Genomic DNA, 21,629 nt, shown 5'->3' with positions numbered 1-21,629 from the left:
CAGATGGCCATGCCGCTCCGCCAGACCATCAAGATCGCTACATATTTGGCTGAACAGAAAATCCGCAAACGGGACAAGTTCCCGCTGATCGTCGAGCTCGAACCGCTCTACGCCTGCAACCTGGCGTGCGAGGGCTGCGGCAAGATCCAGCACCCGGCCGGTGTGCTCAAGCAGCGCATGCCGGTCGCCCAGGCCGTCGGGGCGGTGCTCGAATCCGGGGCCCCGATGGTGTCCATCGCGGGCGGCGAGCCCCTGATGCACCCTCATATCGACGAGATCGTCCGGCAGTTGGTGGCGAAGAAGAAATACGTCTTCCTCTGCACCAACGCCATGCTGCTCCGCAAGAAGATGGACAAGTTCACGCCGTCGCCGTACTTCGCGTTCGCCGTGCACATCGACGGCCTGCGGGAGCGGCACGACGAGTCCGTCGCGAAGGAGGGGGTGTTCGACGAGGCCGTGGCCGCCATCAAGGAGGCCAAGAAGCGCGGTTTCCGGGTCACCACCAACTCGACCTTCTTCAACACCGACACCCCGCAGACCATCATCGAGGTGCTCAACTTCCTCAACGACGACCTTCAGGTCGACGAGATGATGATCTCTCCCGCCTACGCCTACGAGAAGGCGCCCGATCAGGAGCACTTCCTCGGCGTCGAGCAGACCCGTGAGCTGTTCAAGAAGGCTTTCGGGGGCGGCAACCGGCGACGCTGGCGGCTCAACCACTCCCCGCTCTTCCTGGACTTCCTGGAGGGCAAGGTCGACTTCCCGTGCACGGCGTGGGCGATCCCCAACTACTCGCTGTTCGGCTGGCAGAAGCCCTGCTACCTGATGAGCGACGGGTACGTGACGACGTACAAGGACCTCATCGAGAAGACCGACTGGGACTCCTACGGCCGCGGCAAGGACGACCGGTGTGCCAACTGCATGGCGCACTGCGGCTACGAGCCGACGGCCGTCATGGCCACCATGGGGTCCCTCAAGGAGTCCCTGCGCGCCATGCGTGAGACCGTCGCCGGAAACAGGGAGTGACGCCGTGACCGCCGTCTCCTTGGGCGTTCCCGAGGTACCGGCCCGTCCGATCGCCGAGCGCCGGGTCTCCCGGCGCATCGAGGTCGGGCCGGTGGCGGTCGGGGGCGGGGCCCCCGTGTCGGTGCAGTCGATGACGACGACGCGTACGTCGGACATCGGCGCCACTCTCCAGCAGATCGCCGAACTCACCGCGTCCGGCTGTCAGATCGTCCGCGTCGCCTGCCCCACGCAGGACGACGCGGACGCGCTGGCGACCATCGCGCGCAAGTCGCAGATACCGGTGATCGCCGACATCCACTTCCAGCCGAAGTACGTGTTCGCCGCGATCGAGGCCGGCTGCGCGGCCGTTCGTGTCAATCCCGGCAACATCAAGCAGTTCGACGACAAGGTGAAGGAGATCGCCCGGGCGGCCAAGGAGCACGGCACACCGATCCGGATCGGGGTCAACGCCGGTTCGCTGGACCGGAGGCTGCTCCAGAAGTACGGGAAGGCGACGCCCGAGGCGCTCGTGGAGTCGGCGCTGTGGGAGGCGTCGCTCTTCGAGGAGCACGACTTCCGGGACATCAAGATCTCGGTAAAGCACAACGACCCGGTGATCATGGTCAACGCCTACCGGCTGCTCGCCGAACGGTGCGACTACCCGCTCCATCTGGGCGTCACCGAGGCCGGTCCCGCCTTCCAGGGGACCATCAAGTCCGCTGTCGCCTTCGGGGCGTTGCTGAGCGAGGGCATCGGGGACACCATCCGGGTCTCGCTGTCGGCGCCGCCGGTCGAGGAGGTCAAGGTCGGCATCCAGATCCTGGAATCGCTGAACCTGCGGCAACGGCGGCTGGAGATCGTGTCCTGTCCGTCCTGCGGGCGGGCGCAGGTCGACGTCTACAAGCTCGCCGACCAGGTCACGGCCGGCCTGGAGGGCATGGAGGTCCCGCTGCGCGTCGCGGTCATGGGCTGCGTGGTCAACGGCCCCGGCGAGGCGCGGGAGGCCGATCTCGGGGTCGCCTCCGGCAACGGCAAAGGGCAGATCTTCGTGAAGGGCGAGGTCATCAAGACCGTACCCGAGTCGAAGATCGTGGAGACCCTGATCGAGGAGGCGATGAAGATCGCCGAACAGATGGAGCAGGACGGCGTCGCGTCGGGAGAGCCGGCGGTCACCGTGAGCTGAACAGCACGGCCTGAAGCGTACGGAAGAGAAGGGGGCCCGAGCGTGACGATTCTGGAGAACATCCGGGGACCACGCGACCTGAAGGCGCTGTCCGAGGCGCAACTCGGCGAACTGTCCGACGAGATACGGGAGTTCCTGGTGCACGCGGTCGCCAGGACCGGCGGCCATCTCGGGCCGAACCTGGGAGTGGTGGAACTCACCGTCGCGCTCCACCGGGTCTTCGAGTCACCGGTCGACCGGATCCTGTGGGACACCGGCCATCAGAGCTACGTCCACAAACTTCTGACCGGTCGTCAGGACTTCTCCAAGCTGCGCGGCAAGGGCGGCCTGTCCGGCTATCCCTCGCGTGCGGAGTCCGAGCACGACGTCATCGAGAACAGCCACGCGTCCACCGCGCTCGGCTGGGCCGACGGGCTCGCCAAGGCCCGCCAGGTGCAGGGCGAGCAGGGGCATGTCGTCGCGGTCATCGGCGACGGCGCGCTCACCGGCGGGATGGCCTGGGAGGCGCTCAACAACATCGCGGCGGCCAAGGACCGCCCCCTGATCATCGTCGTCAACGACAACGAACGCTCCTACTCGCCCACCATCGGCGGCCTCGCCAACCACCTCGCGACCCTGCGCACGACGGACAGCTACGAACAGGTGCTGGCCTGGGGCAAGGACGTACTGCTGCGCACCCCTGTCATCGGCAACACCCTCTACGAGTCGCTGCACGGCGCGAAGAAGGGGTTCAAGGACGCGTTCAATCCGCAGGGCATGTTCGAGGACCTGGGGCTGAAGTACGTCGGCCCGATCGACGGGCACGACATCGGGGCGGTGGAGTCCGCGCTGCGGCGTGCGAAGCGGTTCCACGGGCCTGTGCTCGTCCACTGTCTGACGGAGAAGGGACGCGGCTACGAGCCCGCGCGCTCGCACGAGGAGGACCACTTCCACACCGTCGGGGTGATGGACCCGCTCACCTGCGAACCGCTCGCCCCTGCCAACGGGCCCTCCTGGACCTCGGTGTTCGGCGACGAGATCGTCCGGATCGGGGAGGAACGGGACGACGTCGTCGCCATCACGGCGGCCATGCTGCATCCCGTGGGTCTCGGCAGGTTCGCCGAGCGGTTCCCCGACCGGGTGTGGGACGTCGGGATCGCCGAGCAGCACGCGGCGGTGTCGGCGGCGGGCCTTGCCACCGGCGGTCTGCATCCCGTCGTCGCCGTGTACGCCACTTTCCTCAACCGTGCCTTCGACCAGCTGCTGATGGACGTCGCACTGCACCGCTGCGGGGTGACCTTCGTGCTGGACCGCGCCGGCGTCACGGGAGTCGACGGGGCGTCCCACAACGGTATGTGGGACCTGTCCATCCTCCAGGTCGTCCCCGGCCTGAGAATCGCCGCACCGCGCGACGCCGACCAGCTCCGCGCCCAGTTGCGGGAGGCGGTGGCCGTCGACGACGCGCCCACCCTGATCCGGTTCCCCAAGGAGTCGGTGGGGCCGGCGATCGAGGCGGTCGGCCATGTGGGCGGGATGCATGTGCTGCACCGGTCCGGGGAGGCGGCCGACGTACTGCTCGTGGCCGTCGGCGTGATGGCCCCCGTGTGCCTCCAGACCGCAGACCTGCTGGCGGCACGCGGCATCAACTGCACAGTGGTGGACCCCCGTTGGGTCAAGCCCGTCGACCCCGCGCTGCCGGGACTGGCCGCCGAGCACCGCATGGTGGCCGTCGTCGAGGACAACAGCCGCGCCTCCGGGGTCGGCGCCGCCGTGGCGCTGGCACTCGGTGACGCCGAAGTCGACGTGCCTGTAAGGAGGTTCGGCATACCGGAGCAGTTCCTCGCGCACGGCAAGCGGGGCGAGCTGCTCGCCGACATCGGTCTCACACCTGTCGAGATCGCCGGACGCATCGGCGCCGGGCTGGCCGCCAAGGAAGAGCTGTCCCAGCGGAAGCACCAGGGGAAGGCCAAGGAGAAACAGGAATGACAACCGCTGAACCCGGTTCCCCGGCGGGGGAGTTCGACCTCGGCGCGCTGCTCGCCGAGCGCGGCGCCGAACGCTACGAGCTGCACACCAGGCATCTCAACCACCAGCTCCCGCGCATGCTGCACACCATCGGCTTCGACAAGGTCTACGAGCGGGCCGAGGGCGCCTACTTCTGGGACACGGACGGCAACGACTACCTCGACATGCTCGCCGGGTTCGGGGTGATGGGCCTCGGCCGCCATCACCCCGTCGTCCGCAGGGCGCTGCACGACGTCCTCGACGCCCAGCTCGCCGACCTCACCCGCTTCGACTGCCCGCCGCTGCCCGGGCTGCTCGCGGAGCGGCTCCTCACCCACAGTCCGCACCTCGACCGGGTGTTCTTCGCCAACAGCGGCACTGAGGCCGTGGAGACCGCGCTCAAGTTCGCCCGCTACGCCACCGGGAAGCCGCGCGTCCTGTACTGCGCGCACGCGTTCCACGGCCTGACCACCGGGTCCCTCTCCGTCAACGGCGAGGACGGCTTCCGGGACGGCTTCGCCCCACTGTTGCCCGACACCGCCGTCCCCCTCGGTGATCTCGACGCCCTGGCACGGGAGTTGAAGAAGGGCGACGTGGCCGCCCTGATCGTCGAGCCGATCCAGGGCAAGGGCGTGCACGCGACACCCCCTGGTTATCTGCGCGCCGCCCAGGAGCTGCTGCGCAGGCACAAGGCGCTGCTCATCGCGGACGAGGTGCAGACCGGTCTGGGGCGGACCGGTGACTTCTACGCCTATCAGCACGAGGACGGGGTCGAGCCCGACCTGGTGTGCGTGGCGAAGGCGCTGTCCGGCGGATACGTGCCCGTGGGCGCCACGATCGGCAAGGAGTGGATCTTCAAGAAGGTCTACTCGTCGATCGACCGCGTCCTCGTGCACTCGGCCAGTTTCGGGGGCAACGCCCAGGCCATGGCGGCGGGCCTCGCCGTGCTGTCGGTGATGGAGAACGAGCAGATCGTGGCCAACGCCCGGGCCACGGGGGACCAGTTGAGGTCCCGGCTGGCGGCACTCGTCGACAAGTACGAGTTGCTGGCCGACGTACGAGGCCGGGGCCTGATGATCGGCATCGAGTTCGGGAAGCCCAAGTCGCTGAAGCTGCGCAGCCGTTGGACGATGCTGCAGGCCGCGCGCAAGGGACTGTTCGCTCAGATGGTCGTCGTGCCGCTGCTGCAACGGCACCGGATCCTGACCCAGGTCTCCGGCGATCACCTGGAGGTGATCAAGCTGATTCCACCTCTGGTCGTCGGCGAGAGTGAGGTGGACCGGTTCATGGACGCCTTCACCGCCGTGATGGACGACGCGCACAGCGGGAGCGGGCTGATGTGGGACTTCGGGAAGACGCTGGTCAAGCAGGCGGTGGCCAACAGGTAGGTCTACGTTTTGCCTCTGGGGCAAGAGATTTGCCCCAGAGGCAAGGGTGCGGCTGAATGGAGGGCATGAGCTCTTCCGAATCCGAACCCCTGCGGACGCCCGGGGCTGCCACCGAGTCGGTCGAGGATCTACCCATTCTCGCACCGCAACTGCGTGTGCTGCGCCGCCGGGCCTCCCTCACCCTGGAGGCCGCGGCCAGGACCGCCGGGCTGTCGCCGGCCCATCTCTCCCGCCTGGAGACCGGGCAGCGCCAGCCGTCGCTGCCGATGCTGCTGGGGCTCGCCCGTATCTACGGAACGACGGTCTCCGAACTGCTCGGCGAGACCGTCGCCGACCGAGACGCAGTCGTGCGCGCCGGGGACATGGAGCCGACGGCCGCGGGCGGCTGGTCCTACTGGCAGGCCGGTGCGTCCGGACGCGGAATGCAGGCCCTGCGCGTCCATGTGCCGCACGGGGCGCAGGGCGACATCGTGCGCGTCCACCCCGGTGAGGAATGGCTGTACGTCCTCACCGGGCGGCTGCGGCTGGGCCTCGGGGACACCACGCACGTCCTCGCAGCCGGCGACAGCGCGCACTTCGACTCGCTGACCCCGCACCGCCTCGCCGCCGACGGCCGGGACGGTACCGACCTGCTCTTCGTCCACACCCTGCTGCAGAGCCCCACCGCAGGTCTCTGCATCGGCCCCACCACCGGAGTGACGCCATGACGGACATGGAGGACAAGTTCCCCCGGGCCCTGTGGGTCCGGCTGATCATCTACATCGCGGTCGGGCACCTTTTCGCCGGCTTCATCTACCTGCTGTTCGAGGTGGGCGCGAAGCAGTGACGGGCAACAGGGAGTAGGAAATGGCGGGGAGGGGGGCGGGTCAGTCGAGGAACCGCGCCCGCAGCCGCTCCCGCGTCTCGGGGGTGACGCCCAGTCCCTGCTCCAGGTAGCCGTCGACGCCGCCCCAGGTCTCCTCGACCATCTCCATGGCCGCCGTCAGATACTCGGGGCGGGTGCCGAAGAGCGGGTTGAGGAGTTCGAGGACCTCGGGGCTGTAAGCCTTGGCCGCGGAGCCGTTGCGGCGCACCTTGTAGCGGCGGTGCTGCGCGTTCGACTCCATGTAGTCGGCCACGATGGCGTCGCGCTCCACCCCGACGGCTAGCAGCGTCACCGCGACGGACAGGCCCGCGCGGTCCTTGCCGGCCGCACAGTGCATCAGGGCCGGGACGCTGTCCTTGGCCAGTGCGTGGAGCATCCGGGAGTGCTCGGCCGTGCGGTCCCTGACGATCTCGCGGTACGAGTTGATCATCCGCTGCTCGCCCTTGCCGTCGGCCAGCAGGCTGCGCAGTTCGTCCAGATCGCCGTCCCGGACCATCTTCCAGAACTCCGCGCCGTGCGCCGGGTCGGACAGCGGGATGTTCACGTTGCGCACGCCCGGCAGTGCGACGTCGTGACCTTCCAGCCCGATGTCCGCCGCGTTGCGGAAGTCGAAGATGGTGTGCAGCCCGAGAGAGCCGAGGAACACCGCGTCCTCATCGGTCGCGTGCGCGAGATGACCGCTGCGGAACAGCCGTCCGTGGGCCACGCGCCGACCGTCCACCGTCGGCAGCCCACCCACGTCACGGAAGTTTCGTACGCCGCCCAGCTCGGGCTCGGTCGACGGGACCTGCTGCGTCACGAGGGCTCCCCTCCCACACCGCCCCGCGGACGCTGCTCGTCGACGGGCACGCTTCGACGATACGACATGAGTGACCAGGCCAATGAGTTTTCCACAGGCGTTGCCGTCGGACGCTGTGGAGCTGATGATGTTGATGCTTGAGCGTGCCTGTTCGGATCTGTGGGGACATGATGCTGGAAATTGCCGGAACCGGTCGTACATGGCTTCTCTCGGGACCCACGAGCAGCTACGCCGTCCATCTCACCGAGGACGACGAGCTGCTCCATCTGCACTGGGGCCCGAGGATCGCCCTCGCCGACGCGGAGGCGCTCGCCGTCCGTCCGCTGCCGGACTACTGGCCCTTCGAGGCCCCGCTCGACGGTCATGAGGAGTACCCGGTCGAGGGCGGCCCCCGCTTCGTGCGGCCCGCACTGTCCGTGCGGAGCGACAAGCGCCGGGGGACCGAGTGGCGCTTCGAGGCGTACGAGACCGAGGGCGGCGACGAGGGCGACGAACTGCGGCTGCGGTTCCGTGACGCGGGGCTGGCGATCACGCTCCACTACCGGATGCGCCACGACGTGGTGGAGCGCTGGGTGACCCTTGCCCATGACATGCCCGAGGGGACCGGCCCGCTGGAGCTGCTCCGCGCGGACTCCGCCACCTGGACGCTTCCCGAGCGCGACGGCTGGCGCCTCTCCCAGCTCCATGGACGCTGGGCCGCCGAGTCGCGTCTCGTGCGGACGGACCTCACCTACGGTGAGAAGGTCATCGGCAGCAGGCGCGGCCACACCGGGCACCAGCACCTGCCCTGGGTGGCGCTCGACACCGACGCGACCGAGGAGCGCGGCGAGGTGTACGCGTGCGCGCTCGGCTGGTCCGGCTCCTGGCGGATCGCCGTCGCCCAGCTGCCCGACGCGCGCGTGCAGATCACCGGCGGCGCCGGATACGACGACTCGGGCCTGCTGCGTCTGGCGGCGGGGGAGTCCTTCACCACGCCCGTCTTCGCGGGGCTGTGGACCGACTCGGGGCACGGCGGGGCGAGCCGGGCGTGGCACACGTACCAGCGCGCGTTCGTCGTCCCCGACGCGGACCGGGACCGGCCGGTGCTCTACAACTCCTGGGAAGCCACGGAGTTCGACATCTCCGAGGAGCAGCAGGGGACGCTGGCCCGGCGGGCCGCCGCGATCGGAGTCGAGCTGTTCGTCGTGGACGACGGCTGGTTCGGGGCCCGCACCAGCGACCGGGCCGGCCTCGGCGACTGGACGCCGAACCCGGACCGCTTCCCGGCGGGTGTCAAACCGCTCGCCGAGTACGTGCACGCCCTGGGGATGCGGTTCGGCATCTGGGTCGAACCGGAGATGGTCAACCCGGACAGCGACCTGTACCGCGCACACCCCGACTGGGTGCAGTTCCAGCCGGGACGAAAGCGGACGGAATTCCGCAATCAGCTCGTCCTGAACCTCGCGCGCGAGGATGTCCGCGAGTACCTCTGGGAGCAGCTCGACGGGCTGCTCTCCAGTGCCCCGATCGACTATGTGAAGTGGGACTTCAACCGCTGTTTCACCGATGCCGGCTGGCCCGGTGAGGACTACCCCCAGCGCCTGTGGGTCGACCATGTGCACGGGTTGTACGCCCTGCTGGACCGGCTGCGGGCGGCCCACCCCGGCGTCGCCTTCGAATCCTGCTCGGGCGGCGGTGGCCGGATCGACCTGGGTGTCCTCGCCCGTACGGACCAGGTGTGGACCTCCGACAACACCGACCCGCTGGACCGCCTCGCCATCCAGGAGGGCTTCAGCCAGATCCATCCGGCGCGGGTCATGGCCGCCTGGGTCACGGACAGCCCGAACGCCCAGCTCAACGGCCGGGTCAGCTCCCTGCGATTCCGGTTCGTGAGTGCGATGGCCGGGGTGCTCGGTGTCGGCGGCGACCTCGCCGGGTGGACGGAGGAGGAGCTGACCGAGGCCGGGGAGTGGGTGGGGCTCTACAAGGAGATCCGGCCCGTCGTGCAGCGCGGAGACCTCTACCGGCTGCGGCGGCCGACCGGTGGACTGAGCGCGGTGCAGTACGTGCTCGGGGACGAGACCGTCGTCCTCGCCTGGCTTCAGGCGCAGCACCACGGTGAGCCGCTACCGGCGCTGCGGCTGCGCGGACTCGACCCCTCGGCGACGTACGAATGCCGCGGAACGGGCGAAGTCCATCGAGGGGCCGTGCTGTTGCATCGCGGCCTGCGAACCGGGCTGAAGGGCGACCTCGATGCGGCAGTTTTCCGACTGCGTCGCATCTGATGCGTCTGTCCGTTATGACGCCTTCATTCCAACTCGCCAGGAAATGGGAGTTGCTGTGAATCGGGTGCGTGAGCAGCGTCATATTCGTGACGGTGCGTCGCCGTCATGTTCACGTAATTTCGGCGTGATTAAAGGAAGTTCAAGGGGCTGAAAGATCCGGAATTCACCGACAGTGACCGGGAATTCCGGGGAGGATCACAGGAAACCCGCACACAGGGAACCTGAGGCTTGTTTCCGTGCGTCTTGGTCGCTTACGTTCGCCACCAATCCGGACGGACGCCCAATCCTGCCGCCGCCCGGAACCCGCATCGAACACCCGAGTACGGCAGGAGCGGGGGACCCACAGGTAGAACGCCTGTTCCGGTCTCTGGAACAGGCTTGGGGTTAAGTCACGTTCAGGCGTGGCCGGACATCTCCAGTCCGCACCCGACAGCTCACCTCGCAGGCGACGGAGAGGAATTCGTCATGCCCGCGAAGGGTAAGCACCGCCGTCCGAAGTCCCAGCGATTCACACGCTCGATAGCCGCCGCCGGAACCGGCGGAGCGGCTCTCGCCCTCCCGTTGCTGGGAGCCACCGGCGCCCATGCCGCCACGGTGGAGTCCACGACTCAGGCTGTTTCGTCGCTTTCGGAAACGGCCACGTCCGTAACGGCCCATTCCGTTTCCGCGAAGACGGCGAAGACCGAAAAGGCTGCCGCGGCGAAGAGGGCGGGCGTCAGGACCTACGCGGTCCAGGCCGGCGACTACCTCTCGAAGATCGCCCAGGAGGAGCGCGTCAGCGGTGGCTGGCAGCAGCTCTACTCGGACAACCGGACCGCCATCGGCGCCGACCCGAGCCTGATCCACCCCGGTCTGAAGCTGACGATCGGCAAGAAGGCCGCGTCGACCTCCTCGTCCCCCTCGTCTTCCGTGGAGTCCTCGTCCTCCTCGAAGTCCACGCCGAAGACGGAGTCCAAGCCTGCCGCCGAGAGCGCGACGGCCGAGACCTCCACGACGACCGAGGCCGCCGACACCAGCAGCGCCAGCAGTTCCAGCGGCTTCACCCTCCCCGTGACCGGCGCCACCATCGGCACCGGTTACCACGTGGCGGGCAGCATGTGGTCCAGCGGCTACCACACGGGCGTCGACTTCGTCGTCCCCACCGGCACCTCCCTCAAGGCGGTCGGCGCCGGCACCGTCGTCTCCGCCGGCTGGGGCGGCGCGTACGGCAACCAGGTCGTCATCAAGCTCGCCGACGGCTACTACGCCCAGTACGCCCACCTCTCCCAGCTCTCCGTCTCGGCCGGCCAGGCCGTGAGCGAGGGGCAGCAGGTCGGTCTCTCCGGTGCCACCGGCAACGTGACCGGACCGCACCTGCACTTCGAGATCCGCACCACTCCGGACTACGGCTCCGACATCGACCCGCTCGGGTACCTCCGTTCGAAGGGTGTCGCCGTCGGCTGACGGGCACCCCCTGCAAGGGCATCCATCAAGGATGTCCACCAAGCACATCCACCGAAGGCCGGACCCCGATCCCCGGGTCCGGCCTTCGGTGTGCTCATGTCCGCGTGTGGGGGTGTGATAGTGAACTCCCTGTCTGTGCAAGCGCTTTCCCCCCTACGCACACAAGGAGCCGCCTCATGACGACCACTCGCAGAGCCTTCGGAACCCTGGCCGCGGGCGCGGCACTCACCGCACTCACCCCGGCCCCGAGTGCCAGTGCCGCCACGTGCGGGCGCCTCCTGGCTCGCGACGACTTCCGGCACGGTCTCGGCCAGTGGGCCGTCGAACTCCAGGACGGCGGCAGCGTCACAGCGACCCGAGGCGTCCTGGAGGTCGACGTACCCAGCGGTGCGACCATCTGGTTCAAGCGCAAGCTGCGAGGTCCGTACGTCATCGAGTACACGGCGACGCCTGTCTCGGCGGGCGGGATGAACGACCGGGTCTCCGACCTGAACAACTTCTGGAACGCCGTCGACGTACGCTCCCCGGACGACCTCTTCGCCACTCCGCGCAGCGGCGCCCTCGCGGAGTACGACTACCTCAAGACGTACTACGTCGGCTACGGCGCCAACACCAACACCACGACGCGGCTGCGCCGTTACGTCGGCGAGGCCGGCGTGCGCCCCCTGATCTACGATTACCCGGAGCCGCTGCTGGTCCCGAACGAACGGCATCGGGTGCGGATCGTCTCGGCCGGATCCACGGTTCGCTGGTGGAACAACGGGCGGCTCGTCTTCGACTACGACGACCCGGACCCGTACACGAGTGGGCACTTCGCCTTCCGGACGACGTGGAGCCACTTCCGGATCACCGACTTCAGCGTCCGTGGGCTGCGTCTCCCCGTTATTCCGGATTGACCAACACTTGACGAGTGGCTTATCTCACCGCGCGTCAACCCCTTCCTACGGTCGCGTAGCTCACATCGGAAGGTGAATCATGGGCCGATGTGGCAGACGATTCGAAGAATGACAGCAGAGCAGTGATCGGGTCGTACGTGGCGGTGGGGGACAGCTTCACCGAGGGCGTCGGCGACCCCGGCCCCGACGGGGCGTTCGTCGGCTGGGCGGACCGCTTCGCGGTACTGCTCGCCGACCGGCGTCCCGAGGGAGACTTCGACTACACGAACCTCGCGGTACGCGGGAGGCTGCTCGACCAGATCGTGGCCGAGCAGCTTCCCCTCGCCAGGGAGCAGGCGCCGGACCTGGTCTCCTTCTGCGCGGGCGGCAATGACATCATCCGGCCCGGCAGCGACCCGGACGAGGTCGCCGAGCGATTCGAGCGAGCGGTGATCGGCCTCACCTCGGAGGTCGGCACCGTCATGGTGACGACCGGGTTCGACACCCGCAACGTCCCCGTCCTGAAGCACATGCGCGGCAAGATCGCCACGTACAACGGACACCTCCGGGCCATCGCCGACCGGTACAACTGTCCGGTGCTCGACCTGTGGTCCCTGAAGACCATCCAGGACCGCAGGGCCTGGGACGGCGACCGGCTCCATCTGTCGGCGGAGGGCCACACGCGCGTGGCGCTGCGCGCGGGTCAGGTGCTCGGCCTCGAGATTCCGGCCGACCCGGACCAGCCCTGGCCGCTGCTGCCTCCCCGAGGCACTCTGGAGATTCGCCGCGACGACGTCCAATGGGCCCGCGAGTACCTGGTCCCCTGGATCGGGCGGCGGCTGAGGGGCGAGTCGTCGGGGGACGCCGTGACGGCGAAGGGGCATCTGTCGCCGGACGACATCAAGAGCCGCATCGAGTGGGTCGCTTGAGGTCAGTTGATCGCGTGAGTCGATCACGGAGGCATCGCTGCTTCGCAGCGCCGGACGGGCACCCTCAGCCCGTCCGGCGCTTGAGGACGAGGCCCCTTCAGGGTCGAAGTGGGGGTCTGGGGGCGGCAGCCCCCGGTCGACGCCCAGGTCACTCACCTGGGCCCGGTCAACGCCGCCCGCTCAAGCCCCAGTTCCCCAGCCAGCGCAGCGTCCACCCACCGCTCGGCCCGCGTCCGTGACACCCCGTCGTACGCCGTCATCTGGACGGCCAGTCCGTCCAGCAGCGCCGTGAGCCGCTGTGCCGAGCCGGTGGGGTCGGGGCACTCGAACTCGCCCGCGGCCACCCCCTCCGCGATGACCTCGGTGATCGCGGCCTTCCAGCGCCGGTCCAGGTCGCCTGCGACCTCCCGCAGCGCCGGGTCGCGCAGGGACACCGCCCAGCCCTCGATCCACAGTCGCCAGCCCTTGGCCTGACCGGTCGGCGCGTACCAGCGCACGGCGGACCGCAGCCGACGCAGCGCCGGGGAACGGCGTCCGAGGAGTCTGCCCAGGTGAGCGAGATCGGCCTCCGCCGCGTACCGGAACGCGGCGGCGACCAGCTTCTCCTTGGTCGAGAAGTGGTACAGCACCAGCGCGTTGCTCACCCCGAGGACGGCGGCCACGTCGGCGATCCTGACCGCCGCCACACCCCGCGCCTCGATCTGCTCGATGGCGGCCCGCAGCAAGTCCTCGCGCCGCTCGGCCACGCTCAACCGCATCCTTGCCACGCGGCCACACTAATCCGTCACCGGACACGATGTCGGACCAGCCCCGTCACTGTCCGTGAATCCCCGTCGATACGGCCGGTTGTCGGCGAAGACACCCGGAGCCGGGCGCTCTCAGCGGTACCACCCGAACCGCTCCGCGATCACCGGCAGCCGGTCCTCGACGATTCGGTGCGCCGCCGCCCGCGGAGTCGTCCCGTCGGCCTCCGCGCGCGCGAGCACCTGGTCGATCAGGGCGCGCATCGAGCGCCGGGTGTACGCGAACGCCTCCTCAGGGTCCGCGCCGATGTCCCCGAACAGCGTCCACCACCACCAGGCGTTCGTCCCGGAGTTGACGACCACGTCCGGCAGTACGACGATGCCGCGCGCGGCGAGCAGGTCCTCGGCCTCCGGCAGCACGGGCATGTTGGCGGCCTCGACGATCCAACGCGCGGTGATGCCCTCCTGGTTCCCGGTGTCGACGGCGTACGAGACCGCCGCCGGCACTAGTACCTCCGCGTCCACGGACAGCCAGGCCTCGCCCGGCAGTTCGCGGTCGTCGGGGCGCAGCACCGCGCGGTCCACGGTGCCGTACGCGTCCCGGGCGGCGAGCAGCGCTTCTACGTCGAGGCCCGCCGGGTTGCCGATCGTGCCCTTGACGTCGGCGACGGCCACCACCGTGAGCCCCGCGCGCGTGAGGAAGCGTGCCGTGGCCCCGCCCATCGTGCCGAGCCCCTGCAGGGCGACCCGCGTCCCGGCGTACGGCACCTGGGCCCGGTCGAGCGCCGCGAGCACCGACTCGGCGACCCCGCAGCCGCCGACCAGCTCGTCCAGTCCGATGCCGTCCACCTCGACCGTGAACGCCTTCGCGAGCCGCTCCCGGGCCACGGTCTCGTCGTCCAGCAGCGGATAGACCGCCTGGATCGACGACACGAGCCCCGCCTCGGCCGCCGCCCGGTCGACGAGGTCCTGGGTGAGGCCCAGGTCCTCGCCCGTGGTCCAGACACTCTCGACGTACGGCCGCATCGCGCGCAGATACCGCACCAGCAGGCCGTACGCCGCCGGGTCCCGCGGGTCGCAGTCGATGCCGCCCTTGGCGCCGCCCAAGGGGATGTAACGGCCCTCCGGGTCGTAGTGCAGGGCCTCCTTCATGGTCATGCCTCGGGCCAGCCCGGCGACCTCGTCCAGGGTGCAGCCCTCGCGCATCCGCAGCCCGCCGCTGGACACGCCCCGCACCAGTCTGTCCACGACGAGGAAGCCCTGGCGGCCGGTGAGGTGATCCGTCCAGGTGAGGGAGAGCAGAGGCGCGCTCTGAGGGGTTGCCATGAGGGCAATATACTGACTCGCTGTTCAGTTGCGGCCGAGCCGCGGTGCACTGTCGGCCGCCATGGCGCCGACGGGGTGTACTGCGCCGACGGGGTGTACTGCGCCGACGGGGTGTACTGCGCCGACGGGGTGTACTGCGGCCCCCCTGCCCCGGCTACCACGCGTGTCCCTCCGGCCGTGTTCCGTCGTTCGGCGGCGTCGAATGGCGGTTCAGGGCGTCGGTCCTCGCTCGGAAGGACCCGGCGGACACACGCCCGACGCCGGAGTGTCGTGGAGAGCGACCATAATGGAATGCCTGACCGACTTTTCCTGGAGGTACCGTGACCGGATTCCCCTCTCCGAGCTCCAGGCTGCGCGCACTGCGGCCCGAGGCCTTCGGTGCGGACGCGAGTGGGGAGCGCCTCGCCCGGATCCGCAGATCGCCGCACTTCGCGGACGGTGTCTTCCAGAATCCGCCGGGCACCCCCAGGCCCGACGGCGCCATGCTGGAGTTCGCGAAGTCGTCCCTGCGCAAGGAGGACCGGGCCCGCCGCGCCCCGGCCGGCACGGTGCCGGTGCACGCCACGACGCTCGCCGACCTCGCCAAACCTCCGGTGAGCGGTCTCAGGCTGACCTGGATGGGCCACTCCAGCGTGCTCACGGAGATCGACGGACACCGGGTGCTCTTCGACCCCGTCTGGGGCGAGCGCTGTTCGCCGTTCGCCTTCGCCGGTCCCAAGCGGCTGCACCCGGTGCCCGTGCCGCTGGCCGCGCTCGGCCCGGTCGACGTCGTCGTCATCTCGCACGACCACTACGACCACCTGGACATGCCCACGATCAAGGCGCTGGCCGGCACGGACACCCTGTTCGCGGTGCCGCTCGGGGTCGGTGCCCATCTGGAGCGCTGGGGCGTCTCGGCCGACCGGCTGCGCGAGCTGGACTGGCAGGAGTCGACGAAGGTCGGCGGCCTCACCCTGACCGCGACCCCGGCCCGCCACTTCTGCGGCCGTGGCCTGCGCAACACGCAGCACACCCTGTGGGCCTCCTGGGTCGTCGCGGGTGAGGAGCACCGCGTCTACCACAGCGGCGACACCGGGTACTTCGAGGGTTTCCGGGACATCGGTGCCGACCACGGCCCGTTCGACGCCACCATGATCCAGATCGGGGCCTACAGCGAGTTCTGGCCAGACATCCACATGTCGCCGGCCGAGGGGGCACAGGCTCATCTTGACCTGCAGGGAGGCGGTCCGGGCGGTGTTCTGCTGCCGATCCACTGGGGGACGTTCAACCTGGCGCCGCACGCGTGGGCTGAGCCGGGGGAGTGGACGAAGGATGCTGCCGATGAGGTCGGCCAGGCAGTGGCGCTCCCTCGGCCGGGCGAGCCGTTCGAACCGGCGGGACAGCTGCCCTCTGACCCCTGGTGGCGTGGGGTGTCCGCTCCGATCGCTCACCCGTGGCGTAAGCCCCGGCCGGCGCAGGCTGCCGCCGAAGCCCCGAAGCGCGATCTCGACCTTGCGGGTGATCGATGACAGCGAAGCGAGGATGACCTCCGCGGAGGGACCGCTCCCAGTTGTGGTTCGCATACGCATCGTGAGGTGCCCCGCTTTCTTGCCGCTGTTGGGCGCTGCGCGCCCTCCAAGGCCCGGCCCGGCTCGTGGAAACGGCTCCGGTCCACGGCGCCGTCATGGGTAGGGCTGGTTTAGGGCGCCCACCTCGGATACCCGGTCTCGTACGTCACTGATCAAAGGACGAGCGAGGAGGCGGACAGTATGCGTGCTCTGACCTGGCAGGGTCGGCGGGACGTCCGGGTGGAGACGGTCCCCGATCCGGTGATCGAACAGCCTGACGACGTGATCGTGCGGATCACCTCCACCGGTATCTGCGGCTCCGACCTCCACCTCTACGAAGTCCTCGGGCCGTTCCTGGATCCGGGCGACATCCTGGGTCACGAAGCCATGGGCGTCGTCGAGGAGGCCGGCCCCGAGGTGCACGCCGTCGCGCCCGGGGACCGGGTCGTCATCCCGTTCAACGTCTCCTGCGGCACCTGTTTCATGTGCTCCCAGGGTCTTCATTCGCAGTGTGAGACGACGCAGGTGCGCGCCTACGGCTGCGGCGCCTCCCTGTTCGGCTACACCAAGCTCTACGGGCAGGTGCCGGGCGGGCAGGCCGAGTACCTGCGGGTGCCGTTCGGCAACACCTTGCCGATCAAGGTGCCCAAGGGGCCGGCCGACGACCGTTTCGTCTACCTCTCCGACGTACTGCCGACCGCCTGGCAGGCCGTCGAGTACGCGGCGGTGCCGCCGGGCGGCTCGCTCACCGTGCTCGGGCTCGGCCCGATCGGAGACATGGCCACGCGCGTCGCCCAGCACCGGGGCGCCGGGCTGGTCATCGGCGTCGACCTCGTGAACGAACGCCTCGACCGCGCCTCCGCGCACGGCGTGACCTGCCTGGACCTGCGCCGCCACAAGAAGGACCTCGGGGACGCGGTGCGCGAACTGACCGACGGCCGCGGCACCGACGCGGTGATCGACGCGGTCGGCATGGAGGCGCACGGCACCCAGGTGGCCAAGACCGTCCAGTGGGCGACCGCGCTGCTGCCCGACGCGCTGGCCCAGCCGCTCATGGAGAAGGCGGGCGTGGACCGCCTCGGCGCGCTCTACGCGGCGATCGACCTCGTACGACGTGGCGGCACCGTCTCGCTCTCCGGGGTGTACGGCGGAGCCATGGACCCCCTGCCGTTGCTGCGCATGTTCGACAAGCAGCTCCAGTTCCGGATGGGGCAGGCGAACGTGTGGCGCTGGGTGCCGGAGATCCTGCCGCTGCTCACCGACGAGGACACCCTCGGCGTGGACGGTTTTGCCACCCATCATCTGCCGCTGGAGGACGCGCCGCAGGCGTACGCGGCCTTCCAGGCCAAGCAGGACGGCATGATCAAAACCCTGCTGCGCCCCTGAACCGGCACCCCGTCCCACGTCCGGGACCACGGGTTCGCGTACGGCGGTCCCGCTGCGTGTCATGGCGCCGAACGGGCCAGTGAGTGTGTCAGGTGGCGCGTTGAGGGGCACCCGTCGGCAGCAGTTGGTCTCTTCCCTGCCCGGGCGCTGGTCGCATCGCGCGTGGCGCTCCCCTTCGCAAAGATCGGAACCAAGTGAGCGAGAAGAAGAACCCTGTGGCGGCTGCGGCGGAGAAGGTCGTGGAAAAGGTTCAGGACGTTGTCCGGGCAGGAAACGAGATTCCTGGCGCTCCGGGCCCCGAGGAGCCGTCGGTCGAGGAGCCGACCGAGGAGCGGGGGCCGCTGTTGCCCAAGCCCGACCAGCGAGGACCGGATACGTACAGCCCGACCGGCCAGGCCACCGGGGCTCCGCAGAAGAAGGTCGCGCAGGGCGGTGACCGCCTCACCACCGCACAGGGTGCGCGCCTGTACGACACCGACCACTCCCTGAAGGCCGGTCCCCGCGGCCCGGTGCTGCTGCAGGACCACCACCTGCGGGAGAAGATCACCCACTTCGATCACGAACGCATTCCCGAGCGGGTGGTACACGCCCGTGGCGCAGCCGCCCACGGCGTGTTCCGGGGCTATGGCGCCGCTGCCGGAATCACCAAGGCCGCCTTCCTCGCCGAGGGCGTCGAGACGCCCGTGTTCGTCCGTTTCTCCACCGTCCTGGGCTCGCGCGGATCGGCCGACACGGTGCGCGACACCCGGGGCTTCGCGACGAAGTTCTACACCGACGAGGGCGTCTTCGACCTGGTCGGCAACAACATCCCGGTGTTCTTCATCCAGGACGCGATCAAGTTCCCCGATGTCATCCACGCGGGCAAGCCGCATCCGGACCGGGAGATCCCGCAGGCGCAGAGCGCCCACGACACGTTCTGGGACTTCGTCACCCTCCACACGGAGGCGACCCACCACACGCTGTGGAACATGTCCGACCGGGGTATCCCGCGCTCGTACCGGATGATGGAGGGCTTCGGCGTCCACACGTTCCGGCTGGTCAACGCCGAGGGTGCGACCACGCTGGTGAAGTTCCACTGGAAGCCGAAGCTGGGTGTGCACTCGCTGGTGTGGGAGGAAGCTCAGATCACCGCGGGCATGGACCCCGACTTCCATCGCCGTGACCTCGCGGACGCGATCGAGGCGGGCGCCTTTCCGGAGTGGGAACTGGGCGTGCAGACCTTCCCGGACACCGAGGACCAGATGTTCCAGGGCATCGACCTGCTCGACCCGACGAAGATCGTCCCCGAGGAACTCGCTCCGGTCCGCCCGATCGGCCTGATGACGCTCAACGCCAACCCGTCGAACTTCTTCGCCGAGACCGAACAGGTCGCCTTCCACGTCGGACACCTGGTTCCGGGGATCGACGTCACCAACGACCCCCTGCTGCAGGGTCGCCTGTTCTCCTACCTCGACACCCAGCTCACCCGGCTGGGCGGGCCCAACTTCGGGCAGCTCCCCATCAACCGCACGCACGCGCCCGTCAACGACATGCTGCGTGACGGCATGCACCAGACCGCGGTCCACCGCGGCGTGGCACCGTACCGGCCCAACTCCCTTGACGGCGGCTGCCCGTTCCTCGCCGGTGCGGACACCGGGGCGTACATCGAGGTGCCGGTCGAGGTGCCCGCGTCCCGCAAGGTGCGTGACGCGGCGGTGTCCTTCGACGACCACTTCAGCCAGGCCCGGCTGTTCTGGCTCAGCATGTCTCCCACCGAGCGCGAACACATCGTCGCCGCCTACACCTTCGAACTCGGCAAGTGCTGGGAGACGGTGATCAAGGAACGGGCGCTGAAGGTGCTCGCCAACATCGACCCGGTCCTGTGCACCCGGGTCGCGTCCGGTCTGGGCCTTCCGGTCCCGGAGGCGAGCCTCCCGTCGGCGGCGGTCGAACCGAGCCCCACCCTGTCCCAGCTGGGCGGGGACTGGCCGGTCGACGGCCGGATCATCGGCATCGTCACCAGCGGTACGGACGACCTGGCCGGTGTACGTGAGGTGCGCCGGGCAGTCCTCGACGCCGGCATGGTCCCGCTGGTCGTCGCACCGACAGGCGGGGTCCTGGACCCGGACGGTGACCCGGTCACCGTGCAGCGCACCTTCGCCACTGCCCGGTCCACCGAGTTCGACGCGATGGTGCTGGCCGGCGCTCCTGCTCCGGCCGCCGACGCCTACGGGGCCCGCGATGCCAAGGCGGCTGACGACGCTGCCGTGGTCACAGCCGTCGACCCCCGCCTGCTGCTGATGGTCACCGAGGCGTACCGTCACGGCAAAGCCCTCGGGGCCTGGGGCGAAGGAGTCAGTGCACTGGAGGCAGCCGGACTCCCCGAGGGCCCCGCAGGGGTGGTCTTCGGCGAGACCGGGCCCCCTGTGCTGCAGGCGGTGACACGCCTTCTCGGTGGCCACCGCGCCTGGGGCCGCTTCACCCCCGCTCTGTGAGGGGTGTGACCCGCCATGGACCGCTCGGTAGTTCCCGTACTCGGCGCCTTGACGGCATACCAGGCGCAAGGACAGTTGCCCTTCACACCCCCGGGCCACAAGCAGGGCCGGGGGCCGGCCCGAGGGGTCGAGCTGCCCTGCGGGAGGCGCTTTTCGGCGCGGACATGCTCGCGGTGTCCGGTCTGGACGACCGGACCGAGTCCCAGGGTCCTGGAGCGGGCGGAGGCGTTGATGGCCTACGCCCTCGGGGCCGAGCAACAGCTTCTTCTCCACCTGCCCGGCAACTCGCTGTCGGTGAAGGGCGCCTGCTCTCCGTCGCAAGCCCGCACGACGAGCTGATGGTCGGACGGGACGCGCATGATCAGGCATCTCGGGCTTGATCCTTGCGGGTATCCACCCCGTCCGGGTCGATCCCCAGTGGGACTCAGATCCGCACCTCTCCCACCCGCCTGCCTCCGACGCATTCCGGTCCGCGTTCGAGAATCGTCCGGATGCCCGGAGGGGGCGCTGTGGGGCGTTGGTCATGCCGACGGGAATGCGGGACACCGGCGGGAGGTTCGGATCGTCGCGAGACGTGACCACCCACACGCACTGGAGACACCATGAAGATCGGCATCATCGGCGCAGGCAACATCGGCGGCAACCTGACCCGCCGTCTCACCTCCCTCGGGCACGAGGTGTCCATCGCCAACTCGCGCGGCCCGCAGACCCTGAGTGCGCTCGCCGAGGAGACCGGCGCGACCCCCGTCACCGTCGGCGAAGCGGCGGCCGGCGCCGAGGTCGTCGTCGTCACGATCCCCTTGAAGAACGTACCCGACCTGCCCTCGGACCTCTTCGACAAGGCGGCCGAGGGCTTCGTCGTCATCGACACCGGCAACTACTACCCGAAGCAGCGCGACGGCCGGATCGCCGCCATCGAAGACGACGGCCTGACCGAGAGCCGCTGGACCGAGGGACACCTCGGACACCCCGTGGTCAAGGCCTTCAACGGCACCTACGCCGAAGACATCCTGGCCAGGCCGCTCCCGGCCGGGGACCCCGACCGGATGGCCCTGCCGGTCGCCGGTGACGACGAGGCGGCCAAGAGGACCGTCCGCGCCCTCATCGACGAACTCGGCTTCGACTCCGTCGACGCGGGCGGCCTCGACGACTCCTGGCGCCAGCAGCCCGAGACCCCCGTATACGGGCTGCGTGCCGGCGTCGAAGCCGTCACCGAGGCACTCGCCGAGGCCTCCCCGGAGCGCAAGGACAGCTTCAAGGGCTGACTGACCCCAGGCCGACAGGTCACCGACACGGGAAGACCGAGCATGGCCATGCCTGGGGCGTCTGCGTCGAGGCGGAGGGGCAGTTCAGGGAACCCCGCCCCGGCGCGGGACGCACGAACTGTTCGACAGGGTCCCGGTGAACGGCGAGGTACGG

17 protein-coding genes and 1 riboswitch are annotated in these 21,629 nt (G+C 69.4%); of the genes, 14 read left to right on the top strand and 3 right to left on the bottom strand.

Going from position 1 to position 21,629, the window contains the following annotated elements:
- Nucleotides 1-3 precede the first annotated feature (3 nt).
- The 6 genes from hpnH (at nucleotide 4) to QA861_RS05965 (ending at nucleotide 6,385) form a co-directional block, all read left to right on the top strand.
- Complete coding sequence (gene hpnH, locus QA861_RS05990; protein ID WP_334587159.1) at nucleotides 4-1,026, top strand: adenosyl-hopene transferase HpnH; 1,023 nt, start codon at nucleotides 4-6, stop codon at nucleotides 1,024-1,026.
- 4 nt (nucleotides 1,027-1,030) lie between these two features.
- Nucleotides 1,031-2,188 (top strand): flavodoxin-dependent (E)-4-hydroxy-3-methylbut-2-enyl-diphosphate synthase, encoded by a 1,158-nt coding sequence (ispG, locus tag QA861_RS05985; RefSeq protein ID WP_334587158.1) that lies wholly within the window; start codon nucleotides 1,031-1,033, stop codon nucleotides 2,186-2,188.
- A gap of 42 nt (nucleotides 2,189-2,230) precedes the next feature.
- Nucleotides 2,231-4,153, top strand: a complete 1,923-nt coding sequence (gene dxs / locus QA861_RS05980) for a 1-deoxy-D-xylulose-5-phosphate synthase (protein ID WP_334587157.1) — start codon at nucleotides 2,231-2,233, stop codon at nucleotides 4,151-4,153.
- On the top strand, nucleotides 4,150-5,559 hold the full coding sequence (locus QA861_RS05975) for an aspartate aminotransferase family protein (protein ID WP_334587156.1): 1,410 nt from the start codon (nucleotides 4,150-4,152) through the stop codon (nucleotides 5,557-5,559). Before dxs ends, QA861_RS05975 begins: the two co-directional genes overlap by 4 nt.
- 65 nt (nucleotides 5,560-5,624) lie before the next feature.
- Nucleotides 5,625-6,266 (top strand): helix-turn-helix domain-containing protein, encoded by a 642-nt coding sequence (locus QA861_RS05970; RefSeq protein ID WP_334587155.1) that lies wholly within the window; start codon nucleotides 5,625-5,627, stop codon nucleotides 6,264-6,266.
- A complete protein-coding gene (locus QA861_RS05965) occupies nucleotides 6,263-6,385 on the top strand; it encodes a DUF6126 family protein (protein ID WP_164313401.1) in 123 nt (40 codons plus the stop codon). The genes QA861_RS05970 and QA861_RS05965 overlap by 4 nt, the downstream gene beginning before the upstream one ends.
- 40 nt (nucleotides 6,386-6,425) lie before the next feature.
- On the opposite strand, the gene QA861_RS05960 is transcribed toward QA861_RS05965, so the two are convergent.
- Nucleotides 6,426-7,223 carry a tyrosine-protein phosphatase gene (locus tag QA861_RS05960; protein WP_334587154.1) on the bottom strand — a complete coding sequence of 266 codons (798 nt, stop codon included), beginning with the start codon at nucleotides 7,221-7,223 and terminating at the stop codon, nucleotides 6,426-6,428.
- 170 nt (nucleotides 7,224-7,393) lie between these two features.
- On the opposite strand from QA861_RS05960, the gene QA861_RS05955 reads away from it, so the two are divergent.
- The 4 genes from QA861_RS05955 to QA861_RS05940 all read left to right on the top strand — a co-directional run bounded on the left by QA861_RS05955 (nucleotide 7,394) and on the right by QA861_RS05940 (nucleotide 12,734).
- The gene (locus QA861_RS05955) at nucleotides 7,394-9,487 is read left to right on the top strand and encodes an alpha-galactosidase (protein WP_334590466.1); all 2,094 of its coding nucleotides are present in this window, start codon (nucleotides 7,394-7,396) and stop codon (nucleotides 9,485-9,487) included.
- A gap of 303 nt (nucleotides 9,488-9,790) precedes the next feature.
- A riboswitch (cyclic di-AMP (ydaO/yuaA leader) is annotated at nucleotides 9,791-9,950 on the top strand.
- Between the two features lie 2 nt (nucleotides 9,951-9,952).
- A complete protein-coding gene (locus tag QA861_RS05950; RefSeq protein WP_334587152.1) occupies nucleotides 9,953-10,930 on the top strand; it encodes a M23 family metallopeptidase in 978 nt (325 codons plus the stop codon).
- 176 nt (nucleotides 10,931-11,106) lie between these two features.
- Entirely contained in the window at nucleotides 11,107-11,826 is a 720-nt protein-coding gene (locus tag QA861_RS05945; protein ID WP_334587151.1) for a DUF6250 domain-containing protein, read from the top strand.
- Nucleotides 11,827-11,948: 122 nt separating this feature from the next.
- Nucleotides 11,949-12,734, top strand: coding sequence for an SGNH/GDSL hydrolase family protein (locus tag QA861_RS05940; protein WP_334590465.1), 786 nt, complete (start codon nucleotides 11,949-11,951; stop codon nucleotides 12,732-12,734).
- 152 nt (nucleotides 12,735-12,886) lie between these two features.
- Here QA861_RS05940 and QA861_RS05935 read toward each other — a convergent pair whose 3' ends face one another.
- Nucleotides 12,887-13,492, bottom strand: coding sequence for a TetR/AcrR family transcriptional regulator (locus QA861_RS05935; RefSeq protein ID WP_334590464.1), 606 nt, complete (start codon nucleotides 13,490-13,492; stop codon nucleotides 12,887-12,889).
- Between the two features lie 120 nt (nucleotides 13,493-13,612).
- Nucleotides 13,613-14,803 carry a glutamate dehydrogenase gene (locus QA861_RS05930; protein WP_334587150.1) on the bottom strand — a complete coding sequence of 397 codons (1,191 nt, stop codon included), beginning with the start codon at nucleotides 14,801-14,803 and terminating at the stop codon, nucleotides 13,613-13,615.
- 320 nt (nucleotides 14,804-15,123) lie between these two features.
- Here QA861_RS05930 and QA861_RS05925 point away from each other — a divergent pair, with 320 nt between their 5' ends.
- The 4 genes from QA861_RS05925 (at nucleotide 15,124) to QA861_RS05910 (ending at nucleotide 21,475) form a co-directional block, all read left to right on the top strand.
- Nucleotides 15,124-16,311, top strand: coding sequence for an MBL fold metallo-hydrolase (locus QA861_RS05925; protein WP_334587149.1), 1,188 nt, complete (start codon nucleotides 15,124-15,126; stop codon nucleotides 16,309-16,311).
- Between the two features lie 240 nt (nucleotides 16,312-16,551).
- Complete coding sequence (locus QA861_RS05920) at nucleotides 16,552-17,736, top strand: alcohol dehydrogenase catalytic domain-containing protein (protein ID WP_334587148.1); 1,185 nt, start codon at nucleotides 16,552-16,554, stop codon at nucleotides 17,734-17,736.
- Nucleotides 17,737-17,930: 194 nt separating this feature from the next.
- A complete protein-coding gene (locus QA861_RS05915) occupies nucleotides 17,931-20,210 on the top strand; it encodes a catalase (protein ID WP_334587147.1) in 2,280 nt (759 codons plus the stop codon).
- 602 nt (nucleotides 20,211-20,812) lie between these two features.
- Nucleotides 20,813-21,475, top strand: coding sequence for an NADPH-dependent F420 reductase (locus QA861_RS05910; protein ID WP_334587146.1), 663 nt, complete (start codon nucleotides 20,813-20,815; stop codon nucleotides 21,473-21,475).
- Nucleotides 21,476-21,629: the final 154 nt, after the last annotated feature.

Origin of the sequence: Streptomyces sp. B21-083, from assembly GCF_036898825.1 — a bacterium.
GTDB lineage: Bacteria > Actinomycetota > Actinomycetes > Streptomycetales > Streptomycetaceae > Streptomyces.
Note: the sequence above shows the minus strand (reverse complement) of the source record. Positions and strands in the feature narration are given on the sequence as shown.

Excerpts from the sequence above, each read along its gene's own strand:
- hpnH (WP_334587159.1), top strand. The coding sequence starts at position 4 with ATGGCCATGCCGCTCCGCCAGACCATCAAGATCGCTACATATTTGGCT.
- QA861_RS05975 (WP_334587156.1), top strand. The coding sequence starts at position 4,150 with ATGACAACCGCTGAACCCGGTTCCCCGGCGGGGGAGTTCGACCTCGGC.
- QA861_RS05970 (WP_334587155.1), top strand. The coding sequence starts at position 5,625 with ATGAGCTCTTCCGAATCCGAACCCCTGCGGACGCCCGGGGCTGCCACC.
- QA861_RS05965 (WP_164313401.1), top strand. The coding sequence starts at position 6,263 with ATGACGGACATGGAGGACAAGTTCCCCCGGGCCCTGTGGGTCCGGCTG.
- QA861_RS05955 (WP_334590466.1), top strand. The coding sequence starts at position 7,394 with ATGCTGGAAATTGCCGGAACCGGTCGTACATGGCTTCTCTCGGGACCC.
- QA861_RS05950 (WP_334587152.1), top strand. The coding sequence starts at position 9,953 with ATGCCCGCGAAGGGTAAGCACCGCCGTCCGAAGTCCCAGCGATTCACA.
- QA861_RS05945 (WP_334587151.1), top strand. The coding sequence starts at position 11,107 with ATGACGACCACTCGCAGAGCCTTCGGAACCCTGGCCGCGGGCGCGGCA.
- QA861_RS05935 (WP_334590464.1), bottom strand. The coding sequence starts at position 13,492 with ATGCGGTTGAGCGTGGCCGAGCGGCGCGAGGACTTGCTGCGGGCCGCC.
- QA861_RS05930 (WP_334587150.1), bottom strand. The coding sequence starts at position 14,803 with ATGGCAACCCCTCAGAGCGCGCCTCTGCTCTCCCTCACCTGGACGGAT.
- QA861_RS05920 (WP_334587148.1), top strand. The coding sequence starts at position 16,552 with ATGCGTGCTCTGACCTGGCAGGGTCGGCGGGACGTCCGGGTGGAGACG.
- QA861_RS05910 (WP_334587146.1), top strand. The coding sequence starts at position 20,813 with ATGAAGATCGGCATCATCGGCGCAGGCAACATCGGCGGCAACCTGACC.